Source organism: Vreelandella sulfidaeris (assembly GCF_042429665.1).
Lineage (GTDB): Bacteria > Pseudomonadota > Gammaproteobacteria > Pseudomonadales > Halomonadaceae > Vreelandella.
In genome coordinates, this window is record NZ_JBHMAC010000009.1 from 132909 (window position 1) to 150946 (window position 18038).

Sequence of the window (18038 nt, forward strand, 5' to 3'; positions counted from 1 at the left end):
TACTTATCAGTCTATCATCTTGTGGTGACACTCCCTGGACATCAGTGGTTTCACCACAATATCCACGTGCGAACACATAAACATGACGATATAATGAACATTCATCTGTGCATGTTTCCGGTTATGCTTAAGCTGCCTACCTAAAAGGATGTTGGTATGCCTCCTACCCCTTCTTGGCCCATTGGCTTTAAAGATATTCTAGTGCGTGCGGTACTGTACGTATTATTTATTGGGGCGATTGCCCAGGGTGCTTATTTAGAAGCGCTCTATCTCCCTTCCGTGCGATTTTCAGAGCTAGGGTTTACCGAACTTACCCAAACGATAGTCCTGTTCACCTGCTGCGCCATGCTGATTTACATTCGCCATGTGCTCAAGGTGTGGCCCACCATTACCCTGCTGCTATTGGCGTTTGTGGCCTCCTCGCTGGTGCGCGAACAGGATTATTTTTTAGATACCTATATAGCCCGAAATACATGGAAGGTTCTGGTGACATTAATCATCCTCCCCTCTATCGTCTGGGTGGTAATACAACGGCGTCGCTTTCTTGAAGAATTTGCTTATTACAGCAATACGTTTGCCTTTGGCTTGTTCACAGCAGGCGTGCTGACTACCTATATCTTCTCACGCCTGTATGGACGAACGATCATGTGGCAAGCCGTGCTTGACGATCAATACGTGCGCATCTTCAAGGACGTCGCCGAAGAAGTGGTTGAGCTACTCGGTTACAGCTTAATACTTTTCGCCACGCTTGAATTACTCCTCTTGGCCCGACGCCTTTACCGAACTAAGCAGTTATCTCCTTGAGCACCACGGTTGCCACCCCCGGCGGTGGCAACCGACCTGCTAAAAGAGCCTCATGAAAAAGCCCGCCGTTCAATGAACGGCGGGCTTTTAGGTCCTGACGGCGGGCTACTTAGCCTTATTCATCAAGGAACGACCGTAACGGCTCGGAGCGGCTCGGATGGCGCAACTTACGCAGCGCTTTAGCTTCAATTTGACGAATCCGCTCGCGGGTGACGTCAAACTGCTTGCCTACCTCTTCCAGCGTATGGTCGGTATTCATGTCGATACCGAAACGCATGCGTAGCACTTTCGCTTCGCGGGCCGTCAAGCCACCCAATACGTTACGCGTGGCTTCGATAAGGCCTTCACCGGTGGCCATATCAATCGGCAGCAGCATAGTGCCGTCTTCGATAAAGTCGCCCAGATGTGAATCGTCATCGTCACCAATCGGCGTCTCCATGGAGATCGGCTCTTTGGCGATTTTGAGCACCTTGCGTACTTTATCTTCCGGCATCTCAAGCCGTTCGCCAAGTTCTTCCGGCGTCGGTTCTCGGCCCATTTCCTGAAGCATCTGGCGCGATACGCGATTGAGCTTATTGATCGTCTCAATCATGTGCACCGGGATACGAATGGTGCGCGCCTGGTCGGCGATCGAACGGGTAATTGCCTGACGAATCCACCAGGTGGCGTAGGTCGAGAACTTGTAGCCACGGCGATATTCGAACTTATCAACCGCTTTCATCAAGCCGATGTTGCCTTCCTGAATGAGATCCAGGAACTGCAGACCACGGTTGGTGTACTTCTTGGCAATCGAGATCACCAAACGCAAGTTGGCCTCAACCATCTCTTTCTTGGCGCGACGAGCTTTCGCCTCACCAATGGAGAGCTTGCGGTTCACCTCTTTAAGATCGGCAACCGAGAGTTGGACCATGTCCTCTTCAAAGGCGATCTTGCGCTGAGCACGGGCGATGTCGGCACGAAGCGGCTCAAGGCGATCAGCGTACTTGCTCTGCGCGGCCTGAAATTCATCCAGCCATGTCTTGCTCGACTCGTTGCCGGGAAACGACTTGATGAACGTTTTACGCGGCACCTTGGCTTTTTTCACGCACAGCTGCATGACCGCTTTCTCTTGGGCACGCACCTGCTCAACACTAATACGCACTTGGCCGACCAGTCGCTCAAAGTGCTTGGGTACCAGCTTGATGGGCGAGAACAGCACCGCCAAACGGGTCTGCTCAGCCTTGAGTTCGGCACTACCGCGACCGTACTTGTTAAACGCCGCTTCAACCAAGGCATTCTGCTCACGAATCTGTTCGAAACGTGCGCGCGCCTCTTCTGGATCAGGCCCGCCTTCGGTGGCAGTGGAATCCTCATCCTCATCATCGCTGTCGCCGTCAACCTCATCACCATCACCAAGGTCGGTTTCAAGCTCCGGCTCAGGCACTTCCGCTTCGGCAACGCCAGGGATGCCTTCATCGGGGTCAATGAAGCCGGAAAACAGGTCTGAAAGGCGCCCAGGCGCTTCTTCATCCTGAGTAGCGTCATAGGCGTCAAGAATAGACGCGACGGCACCCGGTAAATAGGCCAAAGACGACATCACCTCACGGGTGCCTTCTTCGATCCGTTTGGCGATTTCAATTTCGCCTTCACGGGTCAGAAGTTCAACCGTGCCCATCTCACGCATATACATGCGTACCGGGTCAGTGGTGCGTCCTACATCGCTTTCCACGGCGGCAAGGGCCGCTACGGCCTCTTCCGCAGCGGACTCGTCCGTGGAGTGATCCGACATCATCAAAGTGTCTTCATCTGGCGCTTCTTCAACGACACTAATACCCATGTCGTTGATCATGCCAATGATGTCTTCCACTTGATCCGGGTCGGCGATATCCTCGGGTAGATGATCGTTGACCTCAGCATAGGTCAGGTAGCCCTGTTCCTTGCCTCGTGCGATCAACTCCTTCAGACGTGACTGCTGCTGCGCATTTCCAGCCATAGAAACCCTATCTCGACGAAGAAGAATGAAACTCCTGGAGCGCTGAATCGATTAAACTCAACAAGCCGTACAGTATAGCGTAATCTACCGGTTTTTTTCCAGCGTGACGTATTTGCGCGGTCATCCAGGTGTGTTAGGTTGTTCGGTTAGGCCAGTGATCGATGGCTGCCCCTTTATGTGGTGCTGAAACGGCAGGAATTCAACCCCCATCGTCCAAAACACCGCCTTATTGGCGCTGCGCAAGCTCCATTACCAAGCTTGCCAAACGCTGGCGCTGCTCCTTATCTAACTTATGCCCGGCGCGCTCCTGCGCCAGTAGTGCCTCGTACTCGCCTTGCGGAGAGCGCTGGCGCTGAACGTATTGCAAATGCTCAACCAACCCAGTCAGCTCTGCTTCCCGATCGGCTTTTGGAATCAGCAGCTCACGCTTGGCGAGAGCTGCCAGGGCACGCCCCTGCTCACTGCCCTGAAAGTGCGCCAATACCACCTGCGGGCTGCGATAACGCCCCGCCTTGAGAAGAGCGATCAGCTCTTGGCATAGCGGCGTATCGTCATCCTCTGGCAGCCACGCCAAGGAGTCAGGCAGTGCGGCCACCAGACCAGGCTCGTGCAACAACAGCTGCGCGATACGCCCGACTGGCGAAAGCGCCCGGGTGCGCGATGGAGATGACTGAGCAGATCCCGCTTGCCTCGCGCCCACCCTAGCGACCGGTGCCGAATCAACCGCAGACGACGCTTCTGGTGACTGGCCTCCCGCACCGCTGGATGCATGTTGGCGGGTGGCGGCGGCACGCTTCTCAAGCAAGGTTTTTAACTGCTCCTGCGCTAATCCACTACGCTGCGCCAATGATTCCAGCAATAGCGATTTGAGCATGCCATCAGGTACTTTGTTCAATGCCTCAAGCACTTGACTGGCAAAACGCTCTCGCCCTTCTACCGTGTTCAAGTCGCGCCCTTGGGCCGCTTGCTCGAACAGAAACTCCGACAACGGCATGGCACAGGTCACTCGATCCTGAAATGCCTGCGACCCTTCACGACGCACCAGCGTGTCCGGGTCGTCACCTTCGGGCAGAAACAGAAAGCGCGCCTCACGCCCATCAATCATTTGCGGCAATGCAGTTTCAAGCGCCCGGCTGGCCGCCTGGCGTCCGGCACGGTCTCCATCGAAACAGAACACCACCCGACTCACCAAGCGAAACAGGCGGGTTAAATGGTCTTCCGTGGTCGCGGTCCCAAGCGTTGCAACAGCGTTATGAATGCCATATTGCGCCAGCGCCACAACGTCCATATAGCCTTCGACCATGACCAATTGCTCAAGCTTGTTCGAGGCTTGGCGCGCCTCAAACAAGCCATACAGCTCACGCCCCTTGTGAAACACCGGCGTTTCTGGTGAGTTAAGGTATTTAGGCTGATCATCGCCCATTACCCGCCCACCAAACGCAATCGTTCTTCCCCGCAGGTCACGAATCGGAAACATCACCCGATCACGAAAACGATCATAGGTACGCCCGGTATCTTCGCGATGAATCAGCAGGCCGTACTCCACCTGAACTGACTCATTGATGCCACGCTCGCTAAGGTGCTGTTTTAGTGCTTCCCAGCCACCAGGAGCGTAACCAATCCCATAGCTCTTAATGACCTCTTCCGAGAGCCCACGACCCAACAGATAGCGCTGAGCGGACTGGCCCTCCTGCATTTTTAATCGCTCGCGATAGAAACTGGCGGACAGCTCAAGTAGATTAACGCCCTCTTTACGCTTCTGCTCACGCTGCTGAGCTCGCGGGTCATCAGCACCCTCACGGGGCACATCAATTCCCAAGCGCCCCGCCAACTGTTCTACCGCCTCGGGAAAAGGCAGCTTGTCGTACTCCATCAAGAAACGCAGTGCGTTGCCATTAGCACCGCAGCCAAAGCAGTGATAAAACTGCTTATCAGCACTAACCGTAAAGGAAGGTGTTTTCTCTTGATGGAAGGGGCAAAGTCCCGAGTAGTTGCGGCCAGCCTTTTTGAGCTGCACGCGCTCACCAACCACCTCGACCACATCAACGCGGCCTAACAGGTCATCAATGAACCGCTGTGGAATCTGGCCTGCCATGAACGTCGGGCATCCTCGCGTATAACGCTAACTCGCTGACGCTTAAGAGACTGCTTCTTAAGACATTGTTTCTTAAACCACTGTTTCTTAAAACACTGCTTCTTAAGAGACTGCCTAGGGTCATCAGGCAATAGCCAGATCACCTTAAACAGCAAACAGCGATGGATATAAACAGCAATGAAAAACCGAAAAACAAACGGCCACCTATCGGCGGCCGCTTGGTATCCCTCTTGAGACGACCAGCTAACTGCTCCGGCCCCCTCGGGTACGGATCAATAGAGCCGTTCGAAACGCTTACGCTCACGCTGAAGCTTCTTGGCGTGACGTTTTACGGCAGCTGCCGCTTTGCGTTTACGCTCAGCAGTCGGCTTCTCATAGTGCTCGCGACGACGTACTTCAGAGAGAACGCCGGCTTTTTCGCAAGAACGCTTGAAGCGACGCAGGGCGACGTCAAACGGCTCGTTATCACGTACTTTTACAGAAGGCATTAAGCACTCACCTACCTTAAGGATTCTTGAGTTCGGATAGTACGTACACGGCAATAAAGCAGTTTAGAGTGCCATGCACGACCCAGTTTTTACAGCGCACAGTAGTCTAGTCGTCGCTGGCCATCTTTGCAAATGCTTACGCTCACCTGCGGCGACAATGCTAAACTAATGCACATGTGTTTTTTCACCTTTATCTTCTTTAAGAGTTCCTTTTATGCGAGTGCTCGGCATTGAAACCTCCTGCGACGAAACCGGCGTCGCCCTGTATGACACGGCCTTGTCAGGAGGCGACGGCCTGCTCGCCGACGCGCTGTATAGCCAGATCGCCATGCACGCCGAATTTGGCGGCGTGGTACCCGAGCTCGCCTCGCGGGACCATACCCGCAAACTGCTGCCCATGATCGAACAGGTGCTTAGTGACGCCAACATGACGCGCCACGATCTAGATGGAATCACCTACACCGCTGGACCAGGCTTGGTCGGCGCGTTAATGGTAGGGGCGAGCACGGCTCACGGCATGGCTCGCGCGCTGGGGATACCGGTGCTGGGTGTACACCATATGGAAGGGCATCTACTGGCGCCGATGCTCGAAGATGACGCGCCTGAGTTTCCGTTCGTGGCACTTTTGGTATCGGGCGGCCATACCCAGCTCGTGGATGTTCAGGGGCTGGGGCGCTATCAACTCCTCGGTGAATCAGTCGATGATGCCGCCGGTGAAGCCTTTGATAAAGCCGCCAAAATGCTGGGTCTTGCTTACCCCGGGGGGCCAGAGGTCGCGAAGCTGGCAGAGCAAGGCGATCCCCAACGCTTTCGTTTCCCGCGCCCAATGACTGATCGGCCAGGACTAGATTTCAGTTTTTCCGGCTTAAAAACCCATACCATGACGGCTATTCGTCAGTTAGAGGCCGCGGGACAATTTGACGCGCAAGCACGTGCCGATGTGGCCCGTGCGTTTGAAGAGGCGGTGGTAGATACCCTGGTGATTAAATGTCGGCGGGCGCTGGATCAAACCGGCTTGAAGCGGCTGGTCGTGGCAGGCGGTGTTAGCGCCAACCAACGCCTCCGCGAACGTTTAGGTGACGCCTGTGAAAAACGCCAAGCGCGTGCGTACTATCCACGCGGGCGCTTTTGTACCGACAATGGCGCAATGATTGCCTATGTAGGCGCTCAGCGCTTGGCTGCAGGCGAATGCGACACGTTAGGCGTGATGCAGGCGACACCGCGGTGGCCGCTTGCTCAACTCACCCCACCATCGGCCACCGCCCCGCTGGTGACGGAGGCGTAACAGGCCCCCTCGCCCTAACCAACTCGTGCTATGTCTAGCATTATGGCCCTCGAAACGGGGTCTCCTCCCCACGCCGAAGCCGGCCGATATTAAGCCCATGGCGGGCCAGTACCAGCAGGCTGAACCCGCCCACGATGATGACGTACTCAGGTGCTAACCAGACGCAGGCGAGCGGTGCCACAAGCGCCGTGGTGAGCGAGGCCGCCGCCGCGGTCTGCCAGCGCCACGCCAGTAGCGCCCAGATAACCGCACTCAAGAGCGCGACGCTGGGCACCAACACCAGCAGCATGCCAAACGCACAAGCGACCGACTTCCCGCCGCGAAAGCCGTGCCACAGGGGAAAACTGTGGCCCAGCAACACCGCCAACCCGACGAGCCCCTGGAGCCATATCGGACAGCTCATTATTACCGCCCCCACTATGGCGGGCATGCCTTTTACCGCGTCCAGCAACAGCGTCGCTGTCGCCAAGCGGACGCCGTAAAGACGCAGCACGTTTGAAAACCCAGGGTTTAGCGAACCATGCTGACGGGGATCACCCACCCCAGCAAGACGGCAAACGCTCAGCGCTGCCAACCAACTGCCGCTTAAATACCCCACCACTATCCATCCCATGGCTGCATGCTCGCTTTGTGGTCAGGCTCGCTGTCGTTTACACCCATCCTAACGTACAATCCCTCGCTTGTTGCAGTGGGGAGAAGGTAGATGGATCGCATTTTAATAGAAGCGTTAACCGTTGATACGGTCATTGGCGTCTACGCTTGGGAGCGTTCGATTCAACAAACGCTGAGCTTAGACTTATCGCTAGCGACCGATATTCGTTCGGCAGCAGCCACTGATGATCTACGCCTGACACTGGACTATGCTGCTATTTGCCAGCGTATCCAGCAGTTTGCCGATGCCCACCAGTTTGCGCTGGTGGAGACCTTCGCCGAACGCCTGGCGGAGTGCCTGCGCAACGAGTTCCCCATTGCCTGGCTGCGCCTCACCGTTCGTAAACCAGGCGCGGTTCCCAACGCCGCTAGTGTAGGCCTGGAAATCACCCGCGGTAGCCTCCCGGAGGCAGCGCAGGAGCCCAACGCATGAATCTCGTTACCGTTAGCTTAGGCAGCAATATTAACCCCGCCCAAAATATTCGTTACTGCCTTGATGCGCTGTCAGATACCTTCGGCGCTCTGCAAATCTCTCGTGTCTTTGAAAGCGAGCCCGTCGGTTTTTCCGATAGCCGCAATTTCTATAACCTAGTGGTGGCTTTTCACAGCCACTGGACGCCAGGCGAGCTGCAGACGTGGGCAAAACAGCTTGAAATCACGCATGGTCGTCCGTCCGATATCGCCAAATTCACTCCTCGCGCACTGGACATTGATCTATTAACGGTAGGCAACCTTTGCGGCACGATTGACGATGTGACCTTGCCTCGAGGTGAAATCACTCATAATGCATTTGTTTTGCAGCCGATGGCGGAACTGCTACCCGACCAGCAACATCCTCTCTGCGGCACCCCTTACGCAACACTGTGGGACGCCTTTACGCTAGGTGACCAACGCCTATGGCCCGTCGACTTTCGTTGGCGTGGGCGCTGGGTATCACAGACTGATCAACAGCCCTGTTTCGCCACCGCACGGCGATAAAGCCAGCCATAGTAGAGCGGACGCTAGCTCAATGCAGCCACCACGGCTTGACCGCGACGCTGACGCAATGCCTCCCCCAGCGCAGCGCCTTGGTACCCTTCGGCGATTAACGCCTGCGGGTTCACGGCGCGAAACGCTTTGAAGGCGCGCCTAAGTGACGCTAACTCGCCAGGGGCAAGCACCTTAATGAGTGCCAGTTGCTCCTCAGCCTGGGCAGGCTTGCGCACGCTGTCCAGGCGTTCTAACCATTGCAGCACGTTCGCACTGTTTATCGAGGTGCCCAGTAGCGCCTGAGTCAGTGACGTATGACGGGCAAGCTGTGCCACCGCATTGGGCATCTTTAGTCGCTCTGCTAACATCTCGCGCTGCTCCTCACTGAGCGGCGACACCAGCTGTGCATAGCGCCAATGGGCCATGGGCAGCGCACTATGAGCAGGCACTTGGGCTAATGCGGCCAATCCTTTCGCTAGCGGCTCGCCCACCAGTTCAGGCCACCACACCGTCAGAGCATCGCACTCCTTTAACGTAGCAAAATAGGCTTCTGGGTTTGGCTCTCCAAGCGCCTTTTCGGTTTCGACCCACACCCGCTCGGCGGCCAAGTGTTCCAGCTCACCGCACTGGCTCACCTGACGCATGAGTGCTTTTGTTTCGGCGGCAATCGAGAATCCGATTGACGCGTATCGGGCCAGAAAACGCGCAGTGCGCAGTACACGCAAGGGGTCTTCACTGAACGCTGAGGAAATATGTCTTAGCAGCCGCTTCTCAATGTCGCCCTGCCCATCAAACGGGTCGGTTAACTCGCCTTGAGTGCTCTGAGCGATGGCGTTGATCGTCAGATCACGCCGCAGCAAATCTTCTTCCAGCGTAACATCGGGACTAGCGTGTACTTCAAACCCTGAATAGCCATGGCCAGATTTGCGCTCAGTTCGGGCCAGTGCGAACTCCTCAGCCGTATCAGGGTGCAGGAAAACCGGAAAATCGCGCCCCACAGGCTTAAAGCCACGCTGGCGCATCATCTCTGGAGTGGCACCAACAACGACCCAATCGTTATCGACCACGGGCCTACCCAGTAGTGCATCGCGCACCGCCCCGCCAACCCGATACACGTTTAGGCCCGCCAAACGTGGGTCAGCATTTTTTTTAACCCCGTGCAGCACCGTGTCAGCCATGTCCTTAGCCATTTCTATTTGCTCCGCTGCTGGCTGGGTACGCTAGTTCGCTCGCCATTATCCAGGTTTAGCGCGGTTAAACGCCCTCCCCATACACAGCCCGTATCCAGCGCTTGCACGTTCACCTGTGCCTGAGGTGTCTGCCCCTCCAGGGCTGCCCAGTGCCCAAACAGCAGTGGGACATTGTCCTCGCGCGGGTACTGAAACCAGGGTAGAAAGCCCTCTGGAGCGCTATCAAGCCCCTCTTTAGCACTAAAGTCCAAGCGCCCCTGAGCATCGATGAAGCGCATCCGGGTCAATACATTCACAATCAATCGCAGCCGCTCTATGCCGTCTAGATCATCACGCCATCTAGCGGGCTGGTTGCCAAACAACTGTGTCAGGAACTGGCCCGACAGCTCGCTTGCCAACATCGACTCTACCTCACGCCCCAAGGCGGCAGCCTGTGCCACGCTCCATTGGGGAAGCAGCCCGGCGTGTGTCATCAGCCGATTATTTTCGTATACACTTAACGGCTGACATTGCAGCCAATCCAGCAGATCTTCGCGGTCAGGGGCGCCAAGAATATCGTCGAGGGTGTCGTTTTTCTTCACGCTACCGCCACCGCGCGCCACTACCAGCAAATGAAAATCATGATTCCCCAAGACGCTACGGGCGGCGCCACCTAATGCACGCACTTCGCGCAGACACGCCAGTGACCCTGGGCCCCGATTAATCAAATCGCCTACGAGCCACAGCGTATCCCTGTCGGGAGTAAAGCCAAGCTGTTCCAGCAAGGTAACGAATTCAGCATGGCAGCCGTGTAAATCGCCGATGACATAGGTACTCATGGGTAGCCTTTATAAACAGATGAGGTGGGTAATCAATCATTGCGTAACGCGTCGCTGCATCCGCCTGCGTTGAATAACCCATCGTTGAGTAAATAGTAGCATCCCACCGGCCCGCTATGCCCGCCACATGCGAGTCTCTTATGACTTAATACTGGCGCAAACATGCAACCTGAATCACTATCCAAACAAGCGTTGTTACGCTTTGGAGTTTGCCCTCTCGCTATACGCTTACGGAAAAACATGACAGATATGACGATGAACCACACTCGGCGCAGGCTGCTAAAAGCGGCCACTCTAGCGGGGGTTAGTGCCGCTCTGCTTCCCATGCCACCGGCGCTACTTCGCGGCACGCTATTACCAACGGCCTGGGCGGGAAGCCCCCCTCTTTCACCTCCATCGACACCGCTTGTTCTGAAGGGTTGGCTACTGAATGCTAGTGACCTCTGATGATTATTGATTTTAACGATATCAGCGAACACAGCGACGCGGTGGATGTTTGCATTATTGGCGCTGGCGCGGCGGGCATTACCATGGCAGTCACGCTGGCAGAACGCGGGCACCGTGTTCTACTCTGCGAAGGAGGCGACGCCGACTATAGCGAGCGCTCCCAGGATTGCTACCGCGGCGAATCTGTCGGTGATCCTTACATCCCGCTATACGGCGCCCGGTTACGCTTTTTGGGCGGCTCAACCAATCATTGGGGAGGCGTTTGCCGCCCACTGGATCGCTATGATTTCAGCGCTAAAGAAGCCGCGCCTGAAACGGCATGGCCGATTGAGCGTAGCGCGCTCTCGCCTTACTACCGGGCTGCCGCTAGTGTGCTCGATCTGGTGACGACACCTCAGGATCACCTCGTTAATGACTCAGGGCTCAAGCGTATCTATTTTTCGTTAGGCAACCCCGCCCGCCTGAAAGACAAATATGCCGCTACGCTCAGCGCATCAAACACGCTGAAATGCTGCCTGACTGCCAACCTGGTGGCGCTAGAAACAGAGCATGGCAACATCACCAGCGCGACCTTCAAGAACTATCAAGGTGATTATCGTCAGGTGCGCGCACGCTATTTTGTCCTCGCCTGTGGCGGCATCGAAAACTCACGCCTGCTGTTATGGTGCAATCGTCAGGCTAATGGCGCCTTGATACCTGACGCCGATACGCTGGGCCGTTACTGGATGGAGCATCCTCACGCTACGGTAGGCAAAGCGCTGCTGTTCAAGCCAGAGGAACTAGGGCTGGCCGAGGATTACAATGTATTCCTTTCCCCAACGGCGGCGTCCCTTGAGTCACGTCAAATACTTAACTGTGGGCTGCGTTTGCACCGTATGAACGCTGACGCTACCCAGGAACTGATAGATGAGCTCGCCGATCAAGCACCGACATTGGGCGGACGGCTGCGTGTTTGGCAAGCCCAAGGGCAAGTCATTCACGGTGCGGTGATGAGAGCTGCCTGGGAACAACAGCCACGCTATGACAATCGCATTGAACTGGGCGATGAGCTAGACGCGCTGGGTATTCCACGCAGTCGGTTGGTATGGCAGCAGTCTGAGTTGGATCACCGAACGATTCGCGAAAGCATGCTGCTGCTCGGGGAGTATCTGCGCGACAACAACCTAGGCAGGCTGCAAATGGCCGAATGGCTGGCCGAGACACCGGTAACGTTGCCGACCGAGGGCGAACTCGCTGGACGCCACCATATGGGCGGCACGCGGATGAGCAATGAGCCCAAGGACGGTATCGTTAATTCAGACTGTCGGCTGTTTGCTCAAGACAACGCCTATATAGCCGGATCCAGCGTGTTTGCCAGCGCCGGTCACGCCAACCCGACGTTAACGATAGTGCAACTGGCCCTTCGCCTCTGCGACCATCTTACCCAACGACTGACCGAGAATACTTAATGAAGTTGTAGCGGCGCGGCTAACCTGAATGGCGTTATCGACACTTCAAACGCGCGTTGCGTGGAGGTGTCCAGCAACGTGTAGGCACCTTCCATTACCCCGACAGGGGTTTGCAGAATAGCCCGGCTGGTATAGCGAAAACTCTGCCCGGGACCAATCAGCGGCTGCTGGCCGACAACGCCTTTGCCGCGCACTTCCTGGCAATCGCCGCTGCCCTGGGTAATTTTCCAATAGCGGGCCATCAGCTGAACGCTATGAGGACTCTGATTGTGGACGGTCACGGTGTAGCTAAACACGTACCGCTCCTCCACATCATTGGACTCATCGGCCCGATAACTGGGCACAACACTTACCTCAATCGCTAGCCCACTCACGCCGGATCGCTCCGCTCACTGATCGCTTGTTCGTCGGCAGCAACGCGATTGGCAATGGCGACATACTCGGCCACGGTCAGCGTTTGGGGGCGACGAATAGGGTCGATGCCGAGCGCCTCCAAGGTCGCGGGACTGACCCGGCCTTTAAAATTATTACGCAGTGTTTTGCGTCGCTGCCCAAACGCCAGCTTGACCAGTTCAAACAACAGCGCAGGGTCATCCGCAGGATGAGGTAACGACTCATGAGGCGTGAGCCGGACAATAGCCGAATCGACGTTAGGGCGCGGTACAAATGCCTCTGGCGGCACAATAAATAGCTGTTCGACATGGCAGTAATACTGCGCCATCACCGAAAGACGCCCCCAGTCCGGCCCACCGGGCTCTGCGGCCAAGCGCTCTACGACTTCTTTTTGCAGCATAAAATGCATATCCGCTATCGCATCACCGGCGGCTAGCAGATGCACAATCAACGGCGTAGAGATGTTATAGGGTAGGTTACCCACCACGCGTAACGCAGGCCCATCTCCCTTGAGCGCGGCAAAATCAAACTTTAATGCGTCACCTTCATGAATGACGAAATCAGGGTAGTTGAAAAACTGCACCCGAAGGCCAGGGATCAAGTCACGATCAAGCTCGATTACCTCTAAATGGCCCGCCGCCTCCAGCAGCGGCTCGGTTAACGCCCCCTGCCCTGGGCCAATTTCGACGAGACGATCCGTCGCGCGTGGCCCAACAGCACGAACGATCCGCGAAATAATGCCAAGATCGCGTAAAAAGTTCTGACCAAAGCGTTTACGAGCGCGGTGTTGGGGCACATTAGACATCAAGCGGTGTTCCTTGGAAACGTAAACAAAAAATGTAGTTAGGCAGCCAATGTTATGAATCAACAGCCTGTCGTTGCGCCGCTAAGCGGCGTGCCAGGGCGATAGCGACCTTCAGGCTGCCCGGGTCTGCCACGCCTTTACCAGCTAGATCCAGCGCCGTGCCATGATCGACCGACGTACGCACCAAAGGAAGGCCCAGCGTAATATTGGCCGCCTGCCCAAAGCCTGCATATTTGAGTACGGCAAGGCCCTGATCATGATACATCGCTAGTACGGCATCGATACCGGTTAAGTGACGAGGGGTAAACAGCGTATCGGCGGGTAATGGGCCGACGATATCCATCCCCTCAGCGCGTAACGACTCAAGCGCAGGAATAATGATATCCAGCTCTTCACGGCCAAGATGACCATCTTCGCCAGCATGGGGGTTTAAGCCGCACACGGCAATACGTGGCTTGGCGATACCAAACTGGGCCTGCAAATCAGCCACGAGTAGGCGACTAATGTGAGTCACGCGTTCAAAGGTGATAGCGTCAGCCACATCGCGCAGCGGCAAATGCGTCGTCACCAGTGCCACGCGTAAATCGCCACTACCTTGCCAATTGGGTGAGCTTGCATGCAGCGCCCTGTCGGTGGCCAGCATCATGACGACATCATTAACACCGCACCTATCCCGCAGCCATTCGGTGTGGCCCGTGAAGTCAGCGTGGCCGCCCTCGATAATCACGCCTTTGTGCAGCGGCGCGGTCACCATGGCCGCCGCATGACCATGGTGACAGGCATCGACAGCCAGCGCCAATGTAGCCAATACATAGTCAGCATTGGCGGGATTGAGCACGCCTGGCGGCGCAGGGGCGTTCAGCGTGACAGGCCAAACAGGCAATAGCCCCGCGCCTTGCGGACATTCACCGAACGAGCACTCTGTGACACACACCGTTAGCCCTAGTGCGCTCGCGCGTTCGCGCAACAGCTCAGGGTCACCAACCGCCACCGTATTGGCAGGCAGTTGCCCTTGAGCAGCCAGCATCAGCACCAGCTCAGGCCCAATGCCCGCCGGTTCGCCAGTGGTGACCACCACTGGCAAGACGCTATCGTTGTCCATGGCGCGGTTATTCATTAGAGGCGAATATCAACAAACGCTTGCGAGCGTATCTCTTGTTGCCAGCTTTCGAGTTCTTCATTGGCGCGACGCTGGAAAATCGCTTGGCGTACCTGCTCACGTTGGCTCTCTTGCGTCACGTTTTGGCGACGGCGCTCTTCTACTTCGATCAGGTGATAGCCGAACTGCGAACGCACCGGCTGAGAGATTTGACCAATCTCCAGGCCACGCATTGCCTCTTCAAAGGCGGGCACGGTTTGCCCAGGGCGCACCCATCCCAACGCACCACCGTTAAGTGCACTTCCGCTATCATCACTTACTTCTCGCGCCACCGACGCAAAATCGGCTCCTTGCATGATGCGTTCACGTACCTCTTCAGCCCGGGCACGCGCCTGGTTTTCATCGCGATTTGGCGTTAAGGCAATCAGTACATGGCGGGCGCGCGTTTCTTCAATGAAGTTCTGCTCGCTGGATTGCCCCTGCTGACTCAAAAAACGCTCAACGTCACGGTCGCTTATCGAGACGCGGCTTCTAATTTGACGCTGCTGTACCTGACGCATAAGCAGTTCACGACGCACTTCCTCGCGTACTGCGGCCAGCGTCGTACCCTCGGCTTCCAGCGCATCGGCAAACGCTTCCAACGTCATGCTGTTGGCTTCAGCAATTGAACGCACCTGAGCATTTAACTCAGTATCGTTAATGCTCAAGTTGGCGTCTTTCGCCATCTGCAGCTGGATCTCTTCCATGACCATACGCTCAAGCACCTGGCGCTCCAACTGAGAGCGAGGAGGAAGGTTGCCGCCCTGCGACTGAACCTGCTGCTCGATTTGCGCCATGCGATCATCTAATTCACTGCGCATGATGGCGTCACTGTTGACCACGGCTACTACGCTGTCCAACGCTTGGCGCTGAGTAGACTGAAAGTCTTGCGCCTGCAGTGCAAGCGGCGCCAACGCCAAGCCAGCGCCGACACACAGGGCTAACAGACTACCAGCAGAGAGCTTTCTCATACGGCCTAGCAGGGGCTTTCTCATTTTCATCACAAACGTCTCTTTCGTTAGCCATTCTATGGCAGTCATTTATAAAGTCGTCGGGCGATAGCCAGGAATGGCCTGATCAAAATAACTGTCCGCGTCCTTACCTACGCCGCCTAATCCACGGAATACGAAGCGCAAGAATATGCCGCGGTCATTAAAATCATCATCAATGTAAGCGGTATCATTGTCATCTACCCATTCGCGCCATACCACTTGTAGACCGTAACAACAGTTGTTCCACTGCACGCCCGCCAGTTGTTCAAGCGATCGCTCATTGGTTTGATCGTGAAGGTAGCGACCAATCAAATCAATGTTAGGGCTGGCTTTCCAGGCAAACGACATGTCCCATTCTTCGCGGTTATAATTTCGAAAACCATCGTCACCAGGCACCACACCGGGATCGAAGCCTTCGATCTCCCAACGGTAGCCAAGGTTCACTACGTGCCCTTCGGGATGACGGTATCTCACGTCAACGCTTGATCGCTCGGTACGTTCAAGATGATCATCGTAGAGCCATTCGTAGCCAGTGCTCCAGCGATCATTGATCTGCCAGTCGAGGCGAGTCACCAGCGGCGAACGATCCCGAGTCGCCTGATAGCGGCTTAGCGGATTCACGTTAGGGTTCTCTTCCGGGCGATCCGGCAGCGTATCCGCGTCGCCTTCGCTATCAATACGGCGTTCGGCAAAATAAACGCTTTGCCCTACGCCCAAGGAGAGTCGGTCACGACCCGAGGAATCCTCCAGTAGGCGCGACTGCACCCCGTAAGACAGTCGGTTGATATCGCCCACCCGGTCGGTTCCCGAAAAACGTCGGGTCGACCAGAGCTGATCCCAGGAGAAGGCGCGCTCTCGGCTGTCAAAATCGGGTAACTCGCTTTGGTCGGTTCGCGGCACATAGGCATAATTCAGCCGAGGCTCCAAGGTTTGGCGATATTCGCGCTCCCCTAGCGCCAGTTCACGCTCAAAAACCAGCCCGCCGTCTATCGAGGTAAGCGCCACGCTGCGGCTGGGCGAGGTACCCCGCTGCGTCTCACGCTCACCGTAATCCAGCTCGTAAGCGGTATGCCACAGCTCAGTCCGCGGTTCCAGATACCCCCAGGGCTGCTCATAACGCCAGCCTATGGCAGGGGTTAGATGCAAACGCCCCCCCGTCGCCGCTTCGCGCTCAGGTACCTGACGTTCGTCCACATCGCGCCAAAAATAGGTCGCGTTGGAGCGCCACTGGGTATAAAGCCCATTGTCGAACTGCCAGTTGGCATTAGCACTAAGGCTTGGCAGTTGATAAAAGGGTTTATCGCTGTCGTTCAGTGGGTCTTCCAACCGCTGGAACCCCTGCGCACGGGCATCTAACTGCCAACGCTGGCCGCGATAATCTATCTGGGCCAAACGCTCCATGCTCGTACGGGTGCTTTCACCAAACTGGCCGCCAAAATCATTGAAATAGCGCCCATCGCTGGCGGCCCCATAGCGCAGACGATAATTGCTGCGCTCGTTCACCCGACCTGCATGGCGGGCATCGACATACCAACGGTCATCGCCTTTGAAGCGGTTTTCACCGCCGCCCGAGCCACCATCGTCACTATTTAAATAGCCGCCTTCGACGATACCCGCACTTTCATCCAGCAAATAGCGATACTCACCATTCATCAGCAAGCCGTGGTCGGTCATCCAACGCGGCGTAATCGTGGCATCGTGGTTAGGAGCAATGTTCCAATAGAACGGTTGGGTGTAGTCAAAGCCACTTGAGGTAAAACCTATCGAAGGCGCAAGCAGCCCGGTATGACGGCGATCGTCGATGGGAAAACGCAGCCATGGCCAGTAAAAGACCGGCACATCTTTGACTTCCAAACGGGCATGCCGCGCTATCCCGTACCCTTCTGTCTGGTTCAAGCGAATATCGCTGCTCACTAGTTGCCAGCTATTGGCGCCAGGGTCACAGGTAGTAAAGCTGGCATCCTTCAGGCGATATTCACCTTCCGCGGTCTGCGCTAGCTGACGCGCTTGCCCACGCAAGCGCTGGTCGTAAAGCACATAGTGGCTGTTATTAAGCGTCGCCCGGTCTTCGTTTAGCCGCAGCATAGCCTGCTCACCGCGCACCAGGGCCCGGCTATCGCGAAGCGCAATATTGCCTTGTGCGTCGACCTGCTGACGATCGGCAGGCAAAAACACCTGCTCGGCCTCCAGCTCTTCATTGCCGCGCCTTAATACCACGTCTCCACGTAATAACGCCTCACCATCAGCGGCGTAATCGACCTCACTGGACTCAATGGTGAGCGCCTCAGCGTTATCGTTTGCTGGCAAGCGATAGCCGGGCATCACATAGCGGCCACGGCATAATTGATTAGCTACTTCGTCTTTTCCCCAGGGTCGCCAATCCAACGCGTCAGCGGGAATATCCTGAGCGTGAGCCACTGTCGTAAACGAGGCGCCAGCAAGCAAACCACCCATCAGCGTATGCGCCACCGGCAACGTGCGCGAAAATCGCTTGCCCATGTTCGTTATCCTTGGCATTCAGAATAGGTATTATACAGCCCGCA

17 protein-coding genes are annotated in these 18038 nt (G+C 56.1%); 6 read left to right on the forward strand and 11 right to left on the reverse strand.

The features are described 5' to 3' along the window. Nucleotides 1-156 precede the first annotated feature (156 nt). On the forward strand, nt 157-804 hold the full coding sequence (locus tag ACFFLD_RS04695; protein WP_386037293.1) for a hypothetical protein: 648 nt from the start codon (nt 157-159) through the stop codon (nt 802-804). 115 nt (nt 805-919) lie between these two features. On the opposite strand, the gene rpoD is transcribed toward ACFFLD_RS04695, so the two are convergent. The 3 genes from rpoD to rpsU all read right to left on the reverse strand — a co-directional run bounded on the left by rpoD (nt 920) and on the right by rpsU (nt 5359). Further along, nucleotides 920-2776: an RNA polymerase sigma factor RpoD gene (gene rpoD, locus ACFFLD_RS04700; protein ID WP_386037296.1), complete on the reverse strand. Its 1857-nt coding sequence runs from the start codon at nt 2774-2776 to the stop codon at nt 920-922. A 226-nt stretch (nt 2777-3002) separates the two neighbouring features. Continuing rightward, nucleotides 3003-4871, reverse strand: coding sequence for a DNA primase (dnaG, locus tag ACFFLD_RS04705; RefSeq protein ID WP_386037299.1), 1869 nt, complete (start codon nt 4869-4871; stop codon nt 3003-3005). A gap of 272 nt (nt 4872-5143) precedes the next feature. After that, nucleotides 5144-5359 carry a 30S ribosomal protein S21 gene (gene rpsU / locus ACFFLD_RS04710; protein ID WP_016416934.1) on the reverse strand — a complete coding sequence of 72 codons (216 nt, stop codon included), beginning with the start codon at nt 5357-5359 and terminating at the stop codon, nt 5144-5146. 214 nt (nt 5360-5573) lie between these two features. Between rpsU and tsaD the strand changes: the two genes are divergently transcribed. Beyond that, on the forward strand, nt 5574-6644 hold the full coding sequence (tsaD, locus tag ACFFLD_RS04715; protein WP_386037305.1) for a tRNA (adenosine(37)-N6)-threonylcarbamoyltransferase complex transferase subunit TsaD: 1071 nt from the start codon (nt 5574-5576) through the stop codon (nt 6642-6644). A gap of 40 nt (nt 6645-6684) precedes the next feature. Here the strand turns inward: tsaD and plsY are convergent, their stop codons facing one another. Continuing rightward, on the reverse strand, nt 6685-7257 hold the full coding sequence (gene plsY, locus ACFFLD_RS04720) for a glycerol-3-phosphate 1-O-acyltransferase PlsY (RefSeq protein ID WP_386037308.1): 573 nt from the start codon (nt 7255-7257) through the stop codon (nt 6685-6687). A gap of 90 nt (nt 7258-7347) precedes the next feature. Between plsY and folB the strand changes: the two genes are divergently transcribed. Both folB and folK read left to right on the forward strand, forming a co-directional pair. Next, nucleotides 7348-7728 carry a dihydroneopterin aldolase gene (gene folB, locus ACFFLD_RS04725; RefSeq protein ID WP_386037311.1) on the forward strand — a complete coding sequence of 127 codons (381 nt, stop codon included), beginning with the start codon at nt 7348-7350 and terminating at the stop codon, nt 7726-7728. Continuing rightward, the gene (folK, locus tag ACFFLD_RS04730) at nt 7725-8273 is read left to right on the forward strand and encodes a 2-amino-4-hydroxy-6-hydroxymethyldihydropteridine diphosphokinase (protein WP_386037314.1); all 549 of its coding nucleotides are present in this window, start codon (nt 7725-7727) and stop codon (nt 8271-8273) included. The genes folB and folK overlap by 4 nt, the downstream gene beginning before the upstream one ends. A gap of 23 nt (nt 8274-8296) precedes the next feature. Here folK and ACFFLD_RS04735 read toward each other — a convergent pair whose 3' ends face one another. Next, nucleotides 8297-9442: a polynucleotide adenylyltransferase gene (locus tag ACFFLD_RS04735; protein WP_446753353.1), complete on the reverse strand. Its 1146-nt coding sequence runs from the start codon at nt 9440-9442 to the stop codon at nt 8297-8299. A 14-nt stretch (nt 9443-9456) separates the two neighbouring features. Further along, entirely contained in the window at nt 9457-10272 is an 816-nt protein-coding gene (locus tag ACFFLD_RS04740; RefSeq protein WP_386037320.1) for a symmetrical bis(5'-nucleosyl)-tetraphosphatase, read from the reverse strand. Between the two features lie 240 nt (nt 10273-10512). Between ACFFLD_RS04740 and ACFFLD_RS04745 the strand changes: the two genes are divergently transcribed. Both ACFFLD_RS04745 and ACFFLD_RS04750 read left to right on the forward strand, forming a co-directional pair. Further along, the gene (locus tag ACFFLD_RS04745) at nt 10513-10719 is read left to right on the forward strand and encodes a twin-arginine translocation signal domain-containing protein (protein WP_386037323.1); all 207 of its coding nucleotides are present in this window, start codon (nt 10513-10515) and stop codon (nt 10717-10719) included. Then, nucleotides 10719-12167 (forward strand): GMC oxidoreductase, encoded by a 1449-nt coding sequence (locus ACFFLD_RS04750; protein ID WP_386037326.1) that lies wholly within the window; start codon nt 10719-10721, stop codon nt 12165-12167. Before ACFFLD_RS04745 ends, ACFFLD_RS04750 begins: the two co-directional genes overlap by 1 nt. Here the strand turns inward: ACFFLD_RS04750 and apaG are convergent. The 5 genes from apaG to ACFFLD_RS04775 are packed head-to-tail and all read right to left on the reverse strand — an operon-like array spanning nt 12164 to nt 17994. Beyond that, nucleotides 12164-12541 (reverse strand): Co2+/Mg2+ efflux protein ApaG, encoded by a 378-nt coding sequence (apaG, locus tag ACFFLD_RS04755; RefSeq protein ID WP_386037329.1) that lies wholly within the window; start codon nt 12539-12541, stop codon nt 12164-12166. The genes ACFFLD_RS04750 and apaG overlap by 4 nt on opposite strands. Next, entirely contained in the window at nt 12538-13365 is an 828-nt protein-coding gene (gene rsmA, locus ACFFLD_RS04760) for a 16S rRNA (adenine(1518)-N(6)/adenine(1519)-N(6))-dimethyltransferase RsmA (RefSeq protein ID WP_386037331.1), read from the reverse strand. Before rsmA ends, apaG begins: the two co-directional genes overlap by 4 nt. A gap of 52 nt (nt 13366-13417) precedes the next feature. Then, nucleotides 13418-14467, reverse strand: coding sequence for a 4-hydroxythreonine-4-phosphate dehydrogenase PdxA (pdxA, locus tag ACFFLD_RS04765; protein WP_386037334.1), 1050 nt, complete (start codon nt 14465-14467; stop codon nt 13418-13420). Between the two features lie 14 nt (nt 14468-14481). After that, complete coding sequence (locus ACFFLD_RS04770; RefSeq protein WP_386037337.1) at nt 14482-15504, reverse strand: peptidylprolyl isomerase; 1023 nt, start codon at nt 15502-15504, stop codon at nt 14482-14484. A 39-nt stretch (nt 15505-15543) separates the two neighbouring features. Then, nucleotides 15544-17994 (reverse strand): LPS-assembly protein LptD, encoded by a 2451-nt coding sequence (locus tag ACFFLD_RS04775; protein ID WP_386037340.1) that lies wholly within the window; start codon nt 17992-17994, stop codon nt 15544-15546. Between the last annotated feature and the right edge of the window lie 44 nt (nt 17995-18038).